The following is a 17223-nucleotide window of genomic DNA, read 5'->3' as shown; positions in this document are numbered from 1 at the left end:
GGGGGACTTATAACCAGCCTTTACGTGTTACTGCCACCACCAATATTACTTTCACAGAGAAACCGGATCCGTTTTATACTCCTGTAATGTCTGCCAGCGATTTCATTGATGTGGAATCCTTTCTGTTTGACCAGGGATATTATAACCAGGCACTGGAAAATGCTTTTGACAGGCCCATAGTATCTCCGGTAGTGGAAATCCTGAATAAGAAGAAAGCAGGGTTGATCACAAATGAAGAAGCGGAAAGGCAGATCAGTGCATTTCGCTCACTGGATGTCAGAAATGACCTGAGAGATCATTTATACCGGACAGGCCTGAAACAGCAGTACTATGTGAATATCAGCGGCGGCTCTGATAAGATCAATTATATGCTGAGTGCGGGGTTCGATAACTCAGGAAACAATATCAGGGGAAGTAAGACTGATAACAGGTTCACCATCAATTCCCAGAATACTTTCCATTTGACATCTGCCCTGGATTTTACCGCCGATCTGCAGTATTCGCAAAGCATCAATAAAAGTGTGGAGTTATCGTCATTACTGGTTCCCGGAGGAGGAAAGGCAGTGGCATACCCTTATGCCAGATTGGTGGATGACAATGGCCATCCATCTCCCTTTTATAAGGATTACAGGTATTCTTTTATAGATACAACCGGAGCAGGGGCTTTACTCGACTGGAAATTCAGACCGTTGGATGAGATCAGGAATGCCGACCTGAACCTGAATACACAATTTGTTCGGGTAATGCTGGGGACAGGTTACCGGTTCAGCAACTGGCTGAAAGCTGAAGTAAGATACCAGTATACGAATCAGGTTATAGAGAAGAGACAGCATTTCAGTCAGGAGACTTATTACACCAGGAATCTGATCAATCTTTTTTCTTCCATCGAAAATGGTGCAGTTAACAGACCAATCCCCTTGGGAGGAATTCTCGATAACCAGAATAATCGCTCAGCAACTCATAATGTACGTGCTCAGTTGAATGGGCGAAAAAGTTTCGGTATTCATGAGGTCAGTGCCCTGATAGCTGCTGAAATAGCTCAGACAAGCAGTACTTTCTTCAAGAACCGGTTGTACGGGTACCAGAATGAATGGGCCACCTATGCCAACAATACAGATTACAGTAAACGGTTCCCCACTTATTCCGGGTTGATGTGGATGCAGCAGATCCCTTTTGGAAATGGCGAAGGGAATGGCTCCGTAACCCGTTTTGTTTCACTGCTCGGCAATATGAGCTACAGTTTGCTCGGGAAGTACACATTTTATGCAAGTGGGAGAAGGGATGGCGCCAATGTTTTTGGTGTCCGCACCAATAACAAATGGAAACCTCTTTGGTCAACCGGACTTAGCTGGGATATTTCGAAAGAATCATTTTTTGATATCTCATGGATGCAGGTACTGAAGGTAAGAATGGCGCTCGGGTACATGGGAAATGTAAGTACCGGACGTTCTGGTTTCCCCACTATCATATATGGTGAAACGCTTCCTTATACAGGTTTGCCGTCAGCGGTGGTTGGTGATCCTCCCAATCCGGACCTGAAGTGGGAAGACGTGAAGACCACTAACCTGGGCATTGATTTCAGTCTGTTTAAAGGCAGGCTGGACGGTAGTTTTGAAGTGTTTGGAAAAAGATCTGATCAGCTTATTGCCCAGACCCCACTTGATCCTACATCAGGCGTAAGCAGTTTTGTTGTGAATATAGCACAACTGCAGGGCAGGGGATTCGACTTGTTATTGAATTCTCTGAACATCAGGTCTGATCTTTCCTGGGCTACTTCAGCTTCTCTCAGTTATAATAAAACAATAGTTAAGAAATATTACAGACCTGCCGGATATGCCAGGGCGGACCTTTTCCTTCAGCCCGGAGTTAACCCTGTAGAAGGCCAGATCGCATGGGGACTTTCAGGTTATAAATGGGCGGGGCTGGACCCTGATAACGGAGACCCCCGGGGATACCTGAATAAAGCAGTCAGTAAAGACTATGCAGCCATACTTAAGGACTCTGTTCAGAACCAGGTCTTTGCCGGTTCCTCAATTCCATTGTATTCAGGATTTCTGACCAATACTTTTACTTACAGATCCCTTTCACTTTCTTTCAATATCGTTTATAGGCTCAAGTATTATTTCAGAAGATCCACTATCGATTATGATGCACTGTTCAATAACTGGTATTCTCATAGCGACTATGAAAACAGATGGCAGAAAAGTGGTGATGAAGTACGTACAACCATTCCTTCATTAGATTACCCCTCCGATAGTCAAAGGGGCCTGTTCTATGCCAACTCTGAAGTAAACCTTAAAAGGGCCGATAATATCAGATTGCAGGATGTCAGGCTGGCCTGGTTGTTTTCGCGGAAGCAAAGAAAGGATTTTCCGGTAGAAAGAATTCAGGTGTATGGCTATCTGAATAATCTCAATGTGTTTCTATGGAAAAAAACAAAAGGTCCAACAGATCCGGACCTGCCCCTGGGCGCTTTCCCTGTTCAAAAAAGTTTTACAATAGGAACCATCATTAATTTCTGATTCATCCCTCCAAAATCAGTCTGTATGAATAATGCATTTTCAGGGCTGCACAGGTCCTTCATATTTTTACCCCTTTTATTATTTTTTACATGCCTGTTTTCCTGTAAAAAATACCTCGATAAAAAGCCGGAGAAATCACTTGTACTGATCACTTCCCTGAAAGATATTCAGGCCTTGCTGGATATGTATGATGTGATGAACGTGCAGTCGGGACCCGGGTTGCTGGAACTGGCTGCTGACGATTATTATGTAACGCAGGAGTCTTTCAATAGTGTGGACATACTGGAAAGACAGAACTATGTATGGGATCCCCGTGCCATGCTTGAGGCGGGATGGGTCAATGTTTATCAACGCCCCGTATATTACGCTAATGTGGCCCTGGATCAACTCCCCGGAATAACTGTCAGGCCTGAAGAACAAAAACAATATAATGAGCTGAAAGGAGCTGCACTCTTTTTCAGAGCATGGAGCTTTTATCATCTCGCCCAATTGTATTGCCAGCCATATGCGCAATCCACACTGGATGAACCTGGTATTGTTTTAAGGCTTGGTTCCGCCATACTTGAAAGATCAGAGAGAGCAACCATAAGAAAAACCTATGAACAGATCACAAATGACCTGACAGTGGCTGTTGGATTACTGCCCGAAACTTCTGCTTTTCCCACCAGACCCAATAAGGCTGCAGCTTTCGGAGCGTTGGCAAGAGTAAATCTGGCAATGAGGAATTATGACGATGCCGGAAGGTTTGCTGATTCCTGTCTGCTCAGGAACAGTCAGCTGATGGATTATAATCAGCTTGATTCCAATGCTTCCGTTCCTTTTTCAATGTTCAATAAGGAAGTTGTTTTTTACAGTACACTTTCCGTTGATGTTATAACCTCCATGTATTATTCAAAAGCAGATTCTGTACTGATCAATTCTTATGCTCCGGACGATCTCAGGCGTGGGATGTTCTTCAATAAGAATGATGATGGAACCTGGACTTACAGCGCTTCTTATGAGGGTAGCGGATACCCTCTCCCTTTTAATGGTGTGGCTGTAGACGAAATGTTCCTCATCCGTGCTGAGGCAGCTGCAAGGGCTGGTAATATAAGTGCTGCAATGTTTGCACTCAATACTCTATTGAAGAATCGATGGAATGCATCCGCTTTTACAGATTTTACCGCAGCAACACCGGCAGTTGCACTGCAACTGATACTTCAGGAAAGAAGAAAGGAACTGACCTCGCGGGGTATCCGGTGGATGGATTTGCGCAGACTTAATCTGGAAGGGGCCGGTATTACATTGAAGAGAATAATTAATGGTAAGGAATATTCGCTGCCCGCAGGCGATGCGAGGTGGGTGATGCTGATTCCGGACATTGTGATCAGTCAGAGCAATATTCCACAAAATCCAAGATAAATATGAAGACGAATAATGAATTGCTCAGATGGGTGATCCTTTTGCTATTGCTTACTCCGGCTGGTTTGTTGGGACAGAACAGGAAAGATTCTGTTGCGAAGTCTGCCGATGGATTGACGGCCTTCAAGAACTTAATACCGGACAGTGCGCAGACTTATAATGGGTTGTTCAGGATCCACAGAGTGAAAAGCAATTTTTACCTGGAGGTGCCTGATTCTATGTTGAGCAGGCCCTTTCTTCTGGTGAACCGGATATCGAAGGGGGCCGCGGAAGGACAAAGTGAAACTACAGGATATGCCGGGGACATGGTGGCAAAAGTGGAAGTTCAATTTATAAAAGGACCTGAGAATAAAATATTCCTTCAAAAACTGCACACGCTAGACAGATCGAAAGACAGTTCAGAAAATGGGATGTGGCGGGCAATTGACCGGTCTGCATTTCCTCCGTTACTGATGGCGTTTGATCTGAAATCAATTTCACCTGCAGGCTCGGGGATTATTGACCTTACTGCTTTTCTGCTGAATGATAATGAAATCACCGGGTTTGATATGTTGAGCAGGAGTAAACTTGGGATCAAATCTTTCTTTCCGGAAAGGTCATTCATCAACAGGATAAATGCCTATTCAACCAATATCGAAATCAAAACTGTTAAATCATATTCCAGGCTGATAGATCTTCCAATGACTTATGAGTTCAATCTCTCTGTTGTAATGTTGCCGCAGGATGTGATGCGCTCCAGGCCAGGTGATAAACGGATCGGGTATTTTGAAGTGATATACCGTGATTTTGAAAGCAACCCGCAAAGAGTACATGTATCGGGCAGGATCACACGCTGGCGCATAGAGCCGAAGCCGGAAGATATTCCCCGTTACCTGAAAGGAGAGCTGGTGGAGCCTCGTAAACCAATCGTATTTTATATCGATCCTGCTACTCCCAAAAAATGGGTGTGCTGGTTAATCAAAGGAGTGAACGACTGGCAGAAAGCATTTGAAAAGGCGGGTTTCAAAAATGCCATCTATGCACTGGAAGCCCCTGTAAATGACAGTGCCTGGAACCTGGAAGATGCCAGGCATAACGCGATCGTTTATAAACCCTCCGAAATAATGAATGCGAGCGGGCCCCATGTCAGTGACCCCAGAAGCGGTGAGATCCTGGAAAGTCATGTTAACTGGTATCACAACATCCTGGCCTTGTTGCAGGAATGGTATTTTGTGCAGGCTGCCGCAGTTGATCCGCAAGCCAGAAAACTACCATTGAACGACAGTCTGATGGGTAAACTGATCAGATTTGTATGTGCTCATGAAGTAGGGCATACACTTGGATTACGACATAATTTTGGAGCTTCATCAGCCTATCCGGTTGATAGTCTCAGGAATAAAAAGTGGGTAATGGAAAATGGCCATACACCATCTATCATGGACTATGCCCGATTCAATTATGTAGCTCAACCTGGGGACGGATTTACGCAGGATGATCTGATACCGGGAATAGGAGTATATGACGAATGGGCCATTGAATATGGCTACAGATGGTTTCCTCCGATGCCGGAGTCTGAAGAAGATGCTGTAATGAAGCATTGGTTAGGGGAGAAGATAAATGCAGACAGCCGGCTCTGGTTCGGAACAGAGGAGACTTCGCTTGACTCCCGTTGTCAATCTGAAGACCTTGGCGATAATCCTGCCATAGCCGGAGAGTATGGTATCAGGAACCTGAAATATATCATGAAGAACCTGATCGCATGGACAGCAGGTGATGAGGGGATAGACAATTATGAAGAACTGCGAAGAATGAATGATGGAATCTGGAAACAATACAACCGGTACCTGAATCATGCGGCAGATCAGATCGGTGGAGGATTGATCACCTATAGAACCAGGATGCAGAAAGGTAAAGTGATTGATTTTGTGGACAGGAACAAACAAAAGGAAGCGCTGGCATTCCTGAATAAGGAGTTGTTTGTGACCCCTGAGTGGTTGATCACTCCTGATATTTTTGCGTTGGCAGGCGGACAGGTGGCTTTGTTCAGGATCGGCTCCGCTCAGGGAGAAATATTGAACAGGATATTATCGGAAAACACCTTCACGCTTCTTTCCTTTTCTCAGGAGAACGCACCGGAGAAAGCGTATGATTTTTCAGAATTATTGAATGATCTGAATAAATATATCTGGTCTGAACTTAGTTCACGCAAACCCATCGATGCGGGAAGACGTAACCTGCAAAAGCGTTACGTTGAACGGATCGGAGCGCTGCTGTCAGCCAAAAAGGAAATTGCTGCGGTTTCTTTCAATTCCGATTTCCTGTCGATATTGAAAGCTCATACCAAAGAGCTGGAGAGAAAGGTCAGGGCCGCGCGATCCGGATATCCGGATAAACAAAGTCTCCTGCATCTCGATGATGTACAGGAGCGGCTCAAAAGGATACCTGAACAGAAAAACTGATCACTTAAAGAAGAAGGCTGCCATAAAAAAGCAGCCTTCTGAGCTTTTGAACCATTAGGGCTTCAAAATCACCCTGTTTGCGATCTCGTTCTTGGCAGAACCATCCAGGCCGGTTGCATCAAGGATTGCAGTCTGGAGGGTATTGGCCACGTTAACGATTGGTTTGCCTGTATAAGTACCGGAAGTATATACTTCAGATGCAGCGTCTACCTTGATAGCCTGCAGGTTTACATCAGGGAACTGGGCAGCAGGTGCAGTAGTACCAAAATAAGTATAATTAGCAGGATCGGTAACATTAGCTACAGTGGTAGCCACGCCAGTATTGAAAGTATACCATGTGTCGATCGCTTTTTTCTTAGGAGCGGTAAACGCAAATGCTGCTACAATGCCACCAGCCAGTACTAAGGCGGCGAACGCGAATTTTACACTTTTCATAAAATAATAGTTAATGGTTTATTTATTTGCCTACTCGTTTCATGGGTTTTCGGCATACCCCCTGTTCGCCTGTTTTGAGGAGGAGACAAACAGCCACCTTACCAGTTGTGTTTGCAACCACAACTGATCTGTTGTACAACAATATTTTTAGCTAATAAGTGAACCTGTGAAGCTTTACTGTATGATCAGCAACAACAGCAACAACAACGGGCTGCCGCAGTGGAGAAGGAGAGGAGTGAGTGATGAATGTTCACAAACAAATGCTGTTTCATACAATCTTGTTTTAAAAATCCGGTCAGGAAGTTGCCGGAATATTGCCGGCAACCGTCCATTGACCGGTTTTGCCGGGTTACTTCCCGCGTTTACTACATCAAAGCACATAACCCTATCTTTCGCAAAAGCGTTGGATCATGTTGGATCATGAAAATGTTACGCCGCAATGGCAATTGTTGTGTGGGTAATAACCGGGCATACCGGTAAACGGGCAGCCTTATGAAAGCACTGCAATAAGAATCGTTGAAAAGTTTTGCGAAAGAAGATGCGTGAAAGATAGCAGCGGTGAGCGTTAGATGCGATAGTATTTCACAACTGCCCTGTAAAAATAGAACGGGATTTGAGAATTCCGTTATGAATTCGGGATAATCTTCTTTCGAAATTTTACAAGTTGCAACATAAAAAAAGCCGCAACAGTTTTTCATATTGCGGCATGTATAATATTCAAAAACCAATTTTCAGATATCTTCAATTATCAGAGATCTTTCAGCAGTTGCTGCGCCTTTTCATAACTGCCCGATCCCGCGGGTACCTGCTGCAGCCATTTCTTACAGTTCTCTTTATCATTGTCTTTCAGGTAGCTGAGTCCCATATAGAAAACAGCTTCATCCCTGAAGGCTGAACTGCCTTTGCTCAAAGCAGTGAAGGCGCCCCGGGCCAGGTCTGTTTTCCCGGTCTGCATCAGGCTCACTCCATAATAGAACCTTGCGAAACTGTTTTCAGGCTGCGCTTCCACCACTTCATACAAATAAGTAGCAGCACTGGTGAATTCCTTTGCATTGAAAGCTTTCGTGGCATTTGCCAGCAGGCTGTCAGTATGCGTGCCACGCTCTACAGAACTTACCATTTCAGTTGCTGCATATTTTGTGTAGAGGTCTTCTCCCTGCCATGGCTGCCAGATGAATAGTGCCACCAGTATAGCCGCGGCAGCTGTGAGCGCCACTTTCCGCCACATCAGTTTCACCACTTTGGCGCGCACGGGGGAAGTATTTCCAATAACCGGCGCACTGAAGAATTCTTTTCGCATACCCTGCAACGTTAGTCTAAGTTCTTCTTCTCCTTTTTCTGCTGCAATATGCTGCGTCAGTTTGCCTTCCGCTTCTGTATATAATTTATACTGCTCCTGCAGGTCTGCATCCGTTGCCAGGGCTGCTTCAAAATCCTGCAGTTCTTCCGTCTCCATCAGCCCTTCGGCATAACGGGCAATATCATCCATAGTGTACTTACTCTTCATATTATTGCCATTTGGATAATTGTGATTGGATGTTTTTGGTCAGTCCGGCCATGCATTCGGCTTTCTTCTTTCTTAAATAGCCATATGTGATCTTCAGTTCTGCCGCTATGGTCTCCTGGTCGCCACCGCCCATGCAGCGCCGCAGGATCTCCCTGCAGCTCTCGCCCATGGCTTTGAAACAATCCAGGAATACCTGCATCCGGCTGTCCTGCATCTTCATCTGCTCGGCCAGTGCAAATACATCTTCCCCCATAGATACATCGTCCAGTTCTTTTGTTACCGGGCTTCGACCGGATTTTTTCAGCTGGTTGAGCCATTTTCGTTTACATATCAATAATAGATAGGGCTCGAAGGGGCAGGTAAGCTGCAATTGCTGTGTACTGGCCTGCCGGTAAATATCAATCATGGCCTCCTGCATGATATCGGCCGCATCATCCTCCGTGCCGCTGTTGGCCATAATATAGCGCCTGATATTGCCGGAATATTTCTGGTAGATCTCCTTCACCACAAGGGTGTTGTTATGGAGTAGCGCCTCCACATAGCGCTGGTCTGGGTGTGTCATTTGCTTTGAAAACGAATGATTTAATGGGATACAGGAATAAAAATAAAAAAATCCTGCGAACAGGGGGTAACAAAAAAGCGAAGCCGGTGATATACCTGTGAATCAAAAATCTTTTGTATGAAAAGTACCTTGAAATCAGCAGCGGTTATGGCTGCAGCACTTATCTCCCTGGCAGCATGTAAGAAGAACAACGATAAACCTGCATTTGTAAGGGCAGAAGACATCCTCGCTAAAAACGCTATCCCTTCCCAGACCTTCACCGGTAACGCCGGCACAGGATTCACCATAGTAGGTGAGAAGGGTACCAAAATAACTTTTCCCGCCAAAGCCTTGAGAGATGGCAATGGAGATATCATTATGGGTAATGTTACCATCACCCTGAAAGAAGTGTTAAGCAAGAAAGACGTTATGTTCTCAGGTGTGATGACGGAATCAAATGGCCAGCTTCTGGAATCTGGCGGAGAGTTGCTGGTGTTAGGTCAGAAAGACGGCAAGGATATACAAATCGTTCCCGACTCCAATGTAGTGGTAGAAGTACCTAAGGTGATGAATGATCAGGATATGGGACTGTTTGTACTGGGCGACAGAAAAAGACCCGACAACGGCGGCAATGGCCAGCAACCTCCCCAGAATCCCAACACCTGGTTACCCGCACCTTATGCGCCATTCGGCAACGGTCCCAACAGTTACTCTTTCAACCTGCCCGGCTTTACCTGGGTGAACTGCGACCGTTTCTACAACAATCCCAATCCCAAGACCACCGTTACTGTGAGCCCGGTATTCCAGGATAACAACCAGGTGAGCGACCTGCAGGTGATGCTGGTGTTCAGGGATATCCAGACGGTGATCACATTCCCTTTCAACGCTTACATCAACAAGTTTGAAAGCTATCAGAACAGCCTTCCTGTTGGATTACAGGCAGACCTGGTGATCATCGGCAAAGACAGCGACGGTTACCTGCAGTTCGGAACACAACTGATCACTATCAGCGCCAACCAGCACATCGATGCCAGCATCCACCGTGCCACGCAGTCTGAAGTTGATGCCTTCCTCGCAACAATCGATTAATAATGCAACTCTGAAATCACTTACGCCGATCACAAACCCGGGCCTGCTTCTGCAGGTCCGGGATACTTTATAACAGCCATATCAATAGTTTCATTACATTTACAAATACTCAATATGATCTCATACAAACCCTTACTGACATTGATCGTATTGCTCTGTATGATGAAAGGACTGAAGGCGCAGGTGAGCGATACCATCCCTCCGGAGATAGAACCAACCATCGACAGCAACCAGGTAAAACTGAATGCTGTGCTGCGACCGCTGCGCCAGATCGCAGGTGCCCCCGCTGCTTTTTACACCTACTTCTGGGAATTTGGAGACGGTACATATTCTTTTGAAAGGAATCCCGTTCATCAATACAGGGATACCGGAAACTTTGATATACGCCTCTTCGCCACCAATAATTATGATGATGGCAAGAAACCACCCACCCGCCTTCGCCGCGTAAAAGTGGAAAAGAAGAAAACGATGCTGGCCATGAATAACCAGCCTTCCTTCTTCTCGGGCAACGGCTCCCTGGAGATCCGCGCCAATCAGCAACCCAAGCCGGGAGAAGATCTGGTATTACTGATGGGCTATCGCAACAAACCAGGCGCGCCGGTACAGGCCGTCAGTGGTTCCATCATGCTGCTCTACAACGAAAAACAATTTTCACAAAACGGTTTCGATATAGCGGAGGCAAGGACCTATCACCAGGAATCTTCCATCGGTTTCGATTCACTGATAGCCATGGCCCCCGCTGATCCATCGGGCTTCCTGGCCGGAGAAGCAGATGGAACAGGCCTCTTCAGCGTCAGTGGATATGAATACGATGCCCTCGCCGGAAAAAAGGAACTGATCCAATGGATCAAAAATGAATCCGCGGAATTCCGGCAGCATAAGATCTGGCGCGTACAGGATGTAAAACCCGGCGAAGAGAAGTTCATGTTCGTGACCATCAACACGCTTCCGGAAATGATCAAAGACACCAATGCCGTGGTTACCCTGGCAGGTCTTTTCATCCCGGATGACCCTTCCATGGAAGCCGAAAGATTCAACCTGGAATTGCAGATCGTGGCCTCCCATGATCCCAACAAACTCCAGCTGCGCAACAGGAGGCTCAACTACCGTTTCACCACCAAAAACAGGGACAATACCTATAAGGTCCGTTTTCAGAACACCGGCAAGGGACCCGCAAAGCGAGTAGCCATTACCGTTACATTGCCCGGCATGCTCAATGCCACTACCCTGAAGCTGGTTGACATGAAACCGTACTGCGTACCCTGCGCCACCGCTTATCCAAATCAAAGCTGCGTTGATACCGTTGTAACTAAAGACAGTATCCAGTTCATCTTCAAAAATATTTATCTGCCCGGCACACAACAGGATGGAGTGAACGATCCGGACTCCACCATGGGATACATCAAATATGTACTCAATTTTAACAAGGGGATGAAAAAGCTGCCCTTTGTGAGTCGCGCCAGCATTGTGTTTGATAAGAACGAGCCCATCGTTACCAATAAATCCACCGGTCGCTTCAAAAAAGGATTGTCGCCGGGAATAATGATAGGATACAATATGGGCCTGGGTACTGCAATCGCTGAGATCCCGCAGGAGAATTACACGCTTGGTTTCACGCTTTCTGAATACTCGCCATACAGGCCTTACCTGCAATGGGAGCTTTACCTGCAACCATCCCGTAAGCAACAGACCTTCATCTCAAGAAGCGCAGGCAGGGATACTATGTACAATGGCGTAGGATACAAAGTGGATTATAAAGATATGTATCAGAAAGTACAGGTGCTGGGCATTGAAGCAGTGCCCATACAGGTGAGGTACAACCTGAAATCCTGGATCGGTACCGGCGCCGGATTACTGGTGGCAGGTGAACTCAACCGGAAGACCTCCGATTATGTGGAAGCCAGCCTGATCCCGCCAAACGGGCAAAGAGCTATCATGATCACAGGGGAACAGAATATCAAAACAATATCCTTTGCTGAATGGAGAGGGGCGGTGTTTGCGGATATCCAGCTGGGAATGGTGCGTGTGGGACCGGCGCTGGGCGTGCGTTTCCTGCATTATATCAATCCGTCGCAGCAGCGGTTGTACTTTTTTGCCACCTGGAGGCTCTGATGCCGTTTTCTCCCTATCTTTAGGCAAACACTGCTGATGCTCCGCTGCCGGCGCGCTTTCCTGTTACTGATCCTCCTTTCATGCTGCTGTATGCAGGTCCTGGCCAGGACTGTAACGGATACCACTGCGCTTCCTTCAGACCTGCGTACCATATTGGAGAGATATCAAAAGGAAAATGATCTCACTAACTGGCTCTATGCGCGTATCGACTACGCAGAAGCAGCACCTGCTGCAAGGATCCGGTTCCTGATGGATACGCAAAAGGAAGCATGGCGCAAGTATCGCACACTCCCTGAACGCCAGGCCTGGTTCAATCTTCTCATTCTTCAGGGATACAATCTACTGCAAACCGGAAATATGTTAGCCAGTATCCAGGCTTATGAAAGGGCCATGGAATTCTTCGACGCCTATCCCATTGCAGACACTGATGAATATGTAGACTATGTGCTGAAACCTCTCGGCAACAACTATACACGCCTCGCAGATTACGATGCCGCTCTGTATATCCATAAGAAAACATTGCAGTTGCTTGAGAAGGCGGACAATGAGAAAGAGATGGCAGGAGTGTATGCCAATATCGCTACTTCTGCCAGGTGGAAAGGAGACCTGATCACTGCTTCCGTGTATTGTCTGGATGGCCTTATGCATTGTGATGAGCAAAGCGCCATATATGGACTGCTCCTGAATACGTATGCAGATGTGCTCTTGCAACAGAACAAAACAGATAGTGCATTGCTTTTCAGTGGCAGGGCGCTTGAGCGATTGAAGTACTGGCCGGCATCTTTCAAAACAGAGCCACAGTCGCTCAACTGGTATATTGCGGCACTGCAACTCAATGCCCGACTGTTGCTGGCGATGAAGCAGCCACAACAGGCCATGACGGTCTGCCGGGAAGCAACGGCGCTGCATAACCAGTATTATCCGGCCACCAGGCCGCGTGAAAAAGCAAAGATGGCGGTGCTGACGGGTGATATCCTGCTTCAAAGTAATGAGCAATCCAATGCGCTGGAACAATACCAGCTTGCCCTGAGGCAATTGTTACCATCCTGGAAGCCCCGGGCTTCCGATCAGATGCCTCCCGATTCTTTATTGTACTCCGAAAACACCATTACAGATGCACTGGCAGGTAAAGCAGCTGCTATGGCAGCCATGCAATACAAAGACAATGCACTGGAACATTACCTGGCTGTATTCCGGGCATCGCATAAACTGCGTGCAGCATTTTCCTATACGGATTCAAAGATCCGCGATATTCAGTTGTTGCGCGAAAGATCGGAAGCAGCCATGGCGCTGGCTTATGAGCTTTATTATAAAAATCCGGGCTCCAGTCTGTACAGGAATAAAATGCTGCTCATCACGGAACTTTCCAAAGCACAGATTTTGCAGGATGAGCGTATGATCCGCTGGCAGCAGAGCATCATCAAAAGAACGGCAGACTCGCTTATCGTAAAAAGAAAAAGATTGCAGGAAGCTGTCATCTATTATCAGCGCGAGATCATGGATGCAACAGGAGCAGATAAAGCTAACCTCCAATCGCTGCTGCAAACGGCAGAATACGAACTGGCGTTGCTGAATAAACAGAACGGGCAACAGCTCTCCTCACCCGAAATGCTGACGGTGGCTGCGTTGCAACGTATGTATGAAATATTACCGGAAGGAACGCATGTGATCAGTTTTTTCAATGGAAAGAAAGACAGTTATCGCATTCGTTTTAACAGTTCAGGGGTCAGGGATATTGCGCGGTTGAAGGGCGAAGATGTGCTTCGTGCGCCAGTTCTGGATTTCGTAACAAAATGGTTCGGGAACGGCCCGGGCGCCATGATCAATGAGCCCCTGGTATATGGACAGGAAAGTGAAAAAATTTATGGATGGGTATTCGGAAAAACGGACTGGCATTCGATAGAGCGATGCATCCTTTTGCCGGATGGCATTTTCAGTTATATTCCCTTTGATGCGTTGTGTACCAGGTATGCGCAGAATGCTGCGGCCAGTACCTGGCCCTTGCTATTCAAAGAAACCAAATTGTCGCAGGCCTGGAGTCTGCAGACCTGGTATGATCAGCAGCAGACAAGGTACGCGGCTGGTAATTTTGCTGCCTGGTTTGTGGCGAAGAGCAATAATCAATCCTTGCCGGAATTGTCCGTTGAAAAGGAAATGAAATGGTTGCAGGCAATGATCCCCGGAAAATATTATTCCAATGAAAAGGCCACCTGGAGCGCTTTTCAGCAGCAGATAGACAGTGCATCCATTCTGCACATCGGTACGCATGCAGTGGCTGTGCCGGGTGAAGCTTTTCCCTACCTGCAATTGTATGATCAGCCTTTTTACCTCTTCGATCTTCGCTATAAACATTTTGCTCCGTCGCTGGTCTGGCTCGGTGCGTGCAGGACCGGAGAGGGTGAACTGGTGGAAGGCGAGGGGATGAACAGCCTCAGCAGAGCTTTTGCAGCGGCTGGTGCCGGGGGTGTTGTGGCAGGCATGTGGAATGTGAACGATGATGCGGCTACCGAGATCATGGAATTATTCTACAAGCAACTGCAGGAAGGGGAGGATGCTGCACTGGCATTGCATAAAGCCAAGGAGGAATATCTCAAAAATCATAAGGACAAACAGGTTTTGCAACTTCCATATTACTGGGCAGGATATACGTACAGCGGGCATTTGCAGCCGGTGACCCTGCCTGGTAAACTACCGGCAATAGTGTGGGTGATAGCGGCAGTGAGTTGTATAATACTCTTTCTTTTCTTCTGGTGGTTCTTCAAAAGGATCTATAAATAAAATGGCCGGCATTGAAAAATACCGGCCGGACTTTAGAACAAATACTAGGCAGAACCTTCGTTGATTACATTCATTACTTTATACATTTTTTCGCCTGCCGGCATCTTCCAGCTTACGAGTTGTCCTTTCCGGTAACCTAACAACGCTGTGCCGATCGGTGCCAGGATGGAGACTTTACCATCGTTGATGGCGGCTTTCTCGGGCAGTACCAGCATTAGTTCAATCAGTTTACCGGTACGATGGTCCTGTATGGTAACCATGGAATTGAGCCGGATCACATCCGATGGGAATTCTTCTTTATTCAGAACGGTTCCCTTGTTCAGTTCTTCTTTCAGTTTGTTTGCGTTCTTTTGATCGAAGAGGTTCAGGTGGCCGCCTCCTTTAATATAGGAGGTCAGCAATTGAACATCTTCTTTCAGGAGTATCAGTTCCTGTGTCATTGCTGTATAATTTAGTTTAATAATGAGGATCGGTTAGCGGATAAGCGTTGTTCCCGCTTTATCAGGGCGGTTTTCTTTTGTATACGATTGTAAATGGCAAGCAGCAATAATGGAATGGCCACTACCCATACAAGAGTTGCTGATCCGCTGATGAAAGAACTGCGGAGCAGAATAACGTCTATGAGTACCAGTAGTGCAATAACATTGCCGCCCGCCGAAATCCGGGATTGATTTCTTGGCATAGCAACACCATTTTAATCTTTTGGTAAATATGTGTGCAGGAAAGACATCCCCGGGTCCGCTGAGCTACAACAGATCAGGCCGGGGGCTAAGTATTAAAGTCTTTAAACGAGGAGAAGTAATACAGTTTCTGGGCAAATCGCGGACTCTTCACACCTGCGTGGATGCAATAGTGATGTGCCTGCGTACTCTTAAAGTTACGCACTGCCACAGAATGCCTGCATGATATGATGAATGAATTGTTCAATTTGAACAAATATAGGCCTTTCAGCAGTTCTGCCAAATGAACTGCCATTTACTAAGAACATTTTAACGTCGGCCACCTACAGTTCTTCGAAAATACCGGTGCGTTTGTTCTTGCGGACATTGTCCCAGTTGAAATACCGTCCGTTCATGCAGATATAAACTCCATGGGGGAGGGTTTGTGCAAAGGCCATGGCGCCGCCAAGATTGAAGAACCCGTCCGAAGACCCGAATTTGTAAGGGATCATGGCGCCGGTTATCACGATGGTCTTGTCTTTGATCTTTTCAGCCAGCACTTTGGCGGTAATGGTCATGGTATCCGTTCCGTGCGTGATCACTATCTTCTCTTCAGGAGAATTGCGTACCTGGTGGCAGATCAGTTCACGGTCTTCATCCGTCATCAGCAGGCTGTCTATCATCATGAGGGTGCGTACCGTGGTGTCGAGTGTGCTGCGGGCGCGCTGCAGCATTTCAGGAAGATGGGTCTCCTTGAAGAAGAGTTCTCCGTTCAGTTCGTTGTATTCCTTGTCGAAGGTTCCGCCGGTAATAAAGATTCTGATAGACATGAGCAAGGTGTTTGTGGGTGGCAAAATTAAAAAACAGGAAGTAGAAAGTCCAGTTGAATTTCCAACTCTCTCCTGATTGCCATGGAGTTAGCTGTCCCTGTATAATCAAATGGCCCTTTTGATGGATAAACTGTAAAAAACAGGGGTTGTTGCCGAAGAAAATTCAGGAAAGGGGGCTGAGAAATCGAAAGCCGTCAGAGTGGGAATTTTCTACCTTATTCGATGAGGTTTGTATGGCTTTTTCACCTTTTCCGGTCAAAAAAGTAATGTTTGAACCACTCAAAGGTGAGATCGATACCGAAATAAAGTACTTATGGTCACATTGATATGGAGGATTCTTCCAAATGGCTTTCTTTACATTTCGCAACAGACTATGGAAAGAGATCCCCGGTATAAAGCCGTTAAATTACTGGTAGAGGACGGACAGATAACTTTATTCAATGAAATGTTCCGATACATTCCCAAAAGCGTGGTAGCTGCCGATCTTGGCAAACAGAACATTCGTTTTACCATGCTGATGAAACACATCGATCGCTTCACATTGAAGGACCTGTTCCTGCTCGGCAAATTTTTTGAACTCGATGAAAAGAAGATGTTCGAGCTCGCCTATCAGCAATACTTACAACAGAAAACAAAGAAGAGTGTATAGATAACCGTTAGTGAATGAACTATTCGCGCACCAATCTTAACCATTAACCACATCCTACTGGCCGATCCGGATAATCCGCCAGCGCGCAAACGATTAGTAGTCTTACAAAAGCTGGGGCTGATCTGAAAAGGTCAGCCCCATTTTCTTCGTGTGTGCCCGGTCGCTCGCGTCCCCGCGAGTGACTTATATTTGCCCGCCTCCGGCGAGCGCCGTGTCGCCGGAGGCAACGGAATATTTGTCACTCGCGGGGACGCGGGCGACT

The 17223-nt window shown here is 46.6% G+C and carries 13 protein-coding genes; 7 read left to right on the top strand and 6 right to left on the bottom strand.

What is annotated here, in order from left to right; translation table 11 throughout:
* The 3 genes from ACTHMC_RS13560 to ACTHMC_RS13550 form a co-directional block, all read left to right on the top strand.
* The coding region (locus tag ACTHMC_RS13560) for a hypothetical protein (protein ID WP_440413755.1) at positions 1-2522 on the top strand (2522 nt) is incomplete at its 5' end.
* Between the two features lie 24 nt (positions 2523-2546).
* Positions 2547-3923: a RagB/SusD family nutrient uptake outer membrane protein gene (locus tag ACTHMC_RS13555; RefSeq protein WP_440413754.1), complete on the top strand. Its 1377-nt coding sequence runs from the start codon at positions 2547-2549 to the stop codon at positions 3921-3923.
* 2 nt (positions 3924-3925) lie between these two features.
* Positions 3926-6361, top strand: a complete 2436-nt coding sequence (locus ACTHMC_RS13550) for a zinc-dependent metalloprotease (protein WP_440413753.1) — start codon at positions 3926-3928, stop codon at positions 6359-6361.
* A gap of 54 nt (positions 6362-6415) precedes the next feature.
* Here the strand turns inward: ACTHMC_RS13550 and ACTHMC_RS13545 are convergent, their stop codons facing one another.
* From ACTHMC_RS13545 to ACTHMC_RS13535, 3 genes are all read right to left on the bottom strand, one after another.
* On the bottom strand, positions 6416-6796 hold the full coding sequence (locus ACTHMC_RS13545) for a hypothetical protein (RefSeq protein ID WP_440413752.1): 381 nt from the start codon (positions 6794-6796) through the stop codon (positions 6416-6418).
* 748 nt (positions 6797-7544) lie between these two features.
* Entirely contained in the window at positions 7545-8303 is a 759-nt protein-coding gene (locus tag ACTHMC_RS13540) for a hypothetical protein (protein WP_440413750.1), read from the bottom strand.
* 1 nt (position 8304) lies between these two features.
* Positions 8305-8865: an RNA polymerase sigma factor gene (locus ACTHMC_RS13535; protein WP_440413749.1), complete on the bottom strand. Its 561-nt coding sequence runs from the start codon at positions 8863-8865 to the stop codon at positions 8305-8307.
* A gap of 117 nt (positions 8866-8982) precedes the next feature.
* Here ACTHMC_RS13535 and ACTHMC_RS13530 point away from each other — a divergent pair, with 117 nt between their 5' ends.
* The 3 genes from ACTHMC_RS13530 to ACTHMC_RS13520 all read left to right on the top strand — a co-directional run bounded on the left by ACTHMC_RS13530 (position 8983) and on the right by ACTHMC_RS13520 (position 14823).
* On the top strand, positions 8983-9933 hold the full coding sequence (locus ACTHMC_RS13530) for a hypothetical protein (protein ID WP_440413747.1): 951 nt from the start codon (positions 8983-8985) through the stop codon (positions 9931-9933).
* A gap of 114 nt (positions 9934-10047) precedes the next feature.
* On the top strand, positions 10048-12045 hold the full coding sequence (locus ACTHMC_RS13525; RefSeq protein ID WP_440413745.1) for a PKD domain-containing protein: 1998 nt from the start codon (positions 10048-10050) through the stop codon (positions 12043-12045).
* A gap of 36 nt (positions 12046-12081) precedes the next feature.
* Positions 12082-14823: a CHAT domain-containing protein gene (locus ACTHMC_RS13520; RefSeq protein WP_440413744.1), complete on the top strand. Its 2742-nt coding sequence runs from the start codon at positions 12082-12084 to the stop codon at positions 14821-14823.
* Between the two features lie 44 nt (positions 14824-14867).
* On the opposite strand, the gene ACTHMC_RS13515 is transcribed toward ACTHMC_RS13520, so the two are convergent.
* From ACTHMC_RS13515 to ACTHMC_RS13505, 3 genes are all read right to left on the bottom strand, one after another.
* Positions 14868-15263 carry a GreA/GreB family elongation factor gene (locus ACTHMC_RS13515; RefSeq protein WP_440413742.1) on the bottom strand — a complete coding sequence of 132 codons (396 nt, stop codon included), beginning with the start codon at positions 15261-15263 and terminating at the stop codon, positions 14868-14870.
* 11 nt (positions 15264-15274) lie between these two features.
* A complete protein-coding gene (locus ACTHMC_RS13510) occupies positions 15275-15505 on the bottom strand; it encodes a hypothetical protein (RefSeq protein WP_440413740.1) in 231 nt (76 codons plus the stop codon).
* A 321-nt stretch (positions 15506-15826) separates the two neighbouring features.
* Entirely contained in the window at positions 15827-16312 is a 486-nt protein-coding gene (locus ACTHMC_RS13505; protein WP_440413738.1) for an asparaginase domain-containing protein, read from the bottom strand.
* Between the two features lie 313 nt (positions 16313-16625).
* Here ACTHMC_RS13505 and ACTHMC_RS13500 point away from each other — a divergent pair, with 313 nt between their 5' ends.
* Complete coding sequence (locus ACTHMC_RS13500; RefSeq protein WP_440413736.1) at positions 16626-16961, top strand: hypothetical protein; 336 nt, start codon at positions 16626-16628, stop codon at positions 16959-16961.
* The last annotated feature ends 262 nt before the right edge of the window (positions 16962-17223 follow it).

It is taken from the genome of Pseudobacter sp., from assembly GCF_051955275.1.
GTDB lineage: Bacteria > Bacteroidota > Bacteroidia > Chitinophagales > Chitinophagaceae > Pseudobacter.
Note: the sequence above shows the minus strand (reverse complement) of the source record. Positions and strands in the feature narration are given on the sequence as shown.

Bases quoted from the DNA above. Each gene is read 5' to 3' on its own strand.
- ACTHMC_RS13505 (WP_440413738.1), bottom strand. From the start codon at position 16,312: ATGTCTATCAGAATCTTTATTACCGGCGGAACCTTCGACAAGGAATAC.
- ACTHMC_RS13555 (WP_440413754.1), top strand. From the start codon at position 2,547: ATGAATAATGCATTTTCAGGGCTGCACAGGTCCTTCATATTTTTACCC.
- ACTHMC_RS13500 (WP_440413736.1), top strand. From the start codon at position 16,626: ATGGTCACATTGATATGGAGGATTCTTCCAAATGGCTTTCTTTACATT.
- ACTHMC_RS13510 (WP_440413740.1), bottom strand. From the start codon at position 15,505: ATGCCAAGAAATCAATCCCGGATTTCGGCGGGCGGCAATGTTATTGCA.
- ACTHMC_RS13550 (WP_440413753.1), top strand. From the start codon at position 3,926: ATGAAGACGAATAATGAATTGCTCAGATGGGTGATCCTTTTGCTATTG.
- ACTHMC_RS13530 (WP_440413747.1), top strand. From the start codon at position 8,983: ATGAAAAGTACCTTGAAATCAGCAGCGGTTATGGCTGCAGCACTTATC.
- ACTHMC_RS13535 (WP_440413749.1), bottom strand. From the start codon at position 8,865: ATGACACACCCAGACCAGCGCTATGTGGAGGCGCTACTCCATAACAAC.
- ACTHMC_RS13515 (WP_440413742.1), bottom strand. From the start codon at position 15,263: ATGACACAGGAACTGATACTCCTGAAAGAAGATGTTCAATTGCTGACC.
- ACTHMC_RS13525 (WP_440413745.1), top strand. From the start codon at position 10,048: ATGATCTCATACAAACCCTTACTGACATTGATCGTATTGCTCTGTATG.
- ACTHMC_RS13540 (WP_440413750.1), bottom strand. From the start codon at position 8,303: ATGAAGAGTAAGTACACTATGGATGATATTGCCCGTTATGCCGAAGGG.
- ACTHMC_RS13520 (WP_440413744.1), top strand. From the start codon at position 12,082: ATGCTCCGCTGCCGGCGCGCTTTCCTGTTACTGATCCTCCTTTCATGC.
- ACTHMC_RS13545 (WP_440413752.1), bottom strand. From the start codon at position 6,796: ATGAAAAGTGTAAAATTCGCGTTCGCCGCCTTAGTACTGGCTGGTGGC.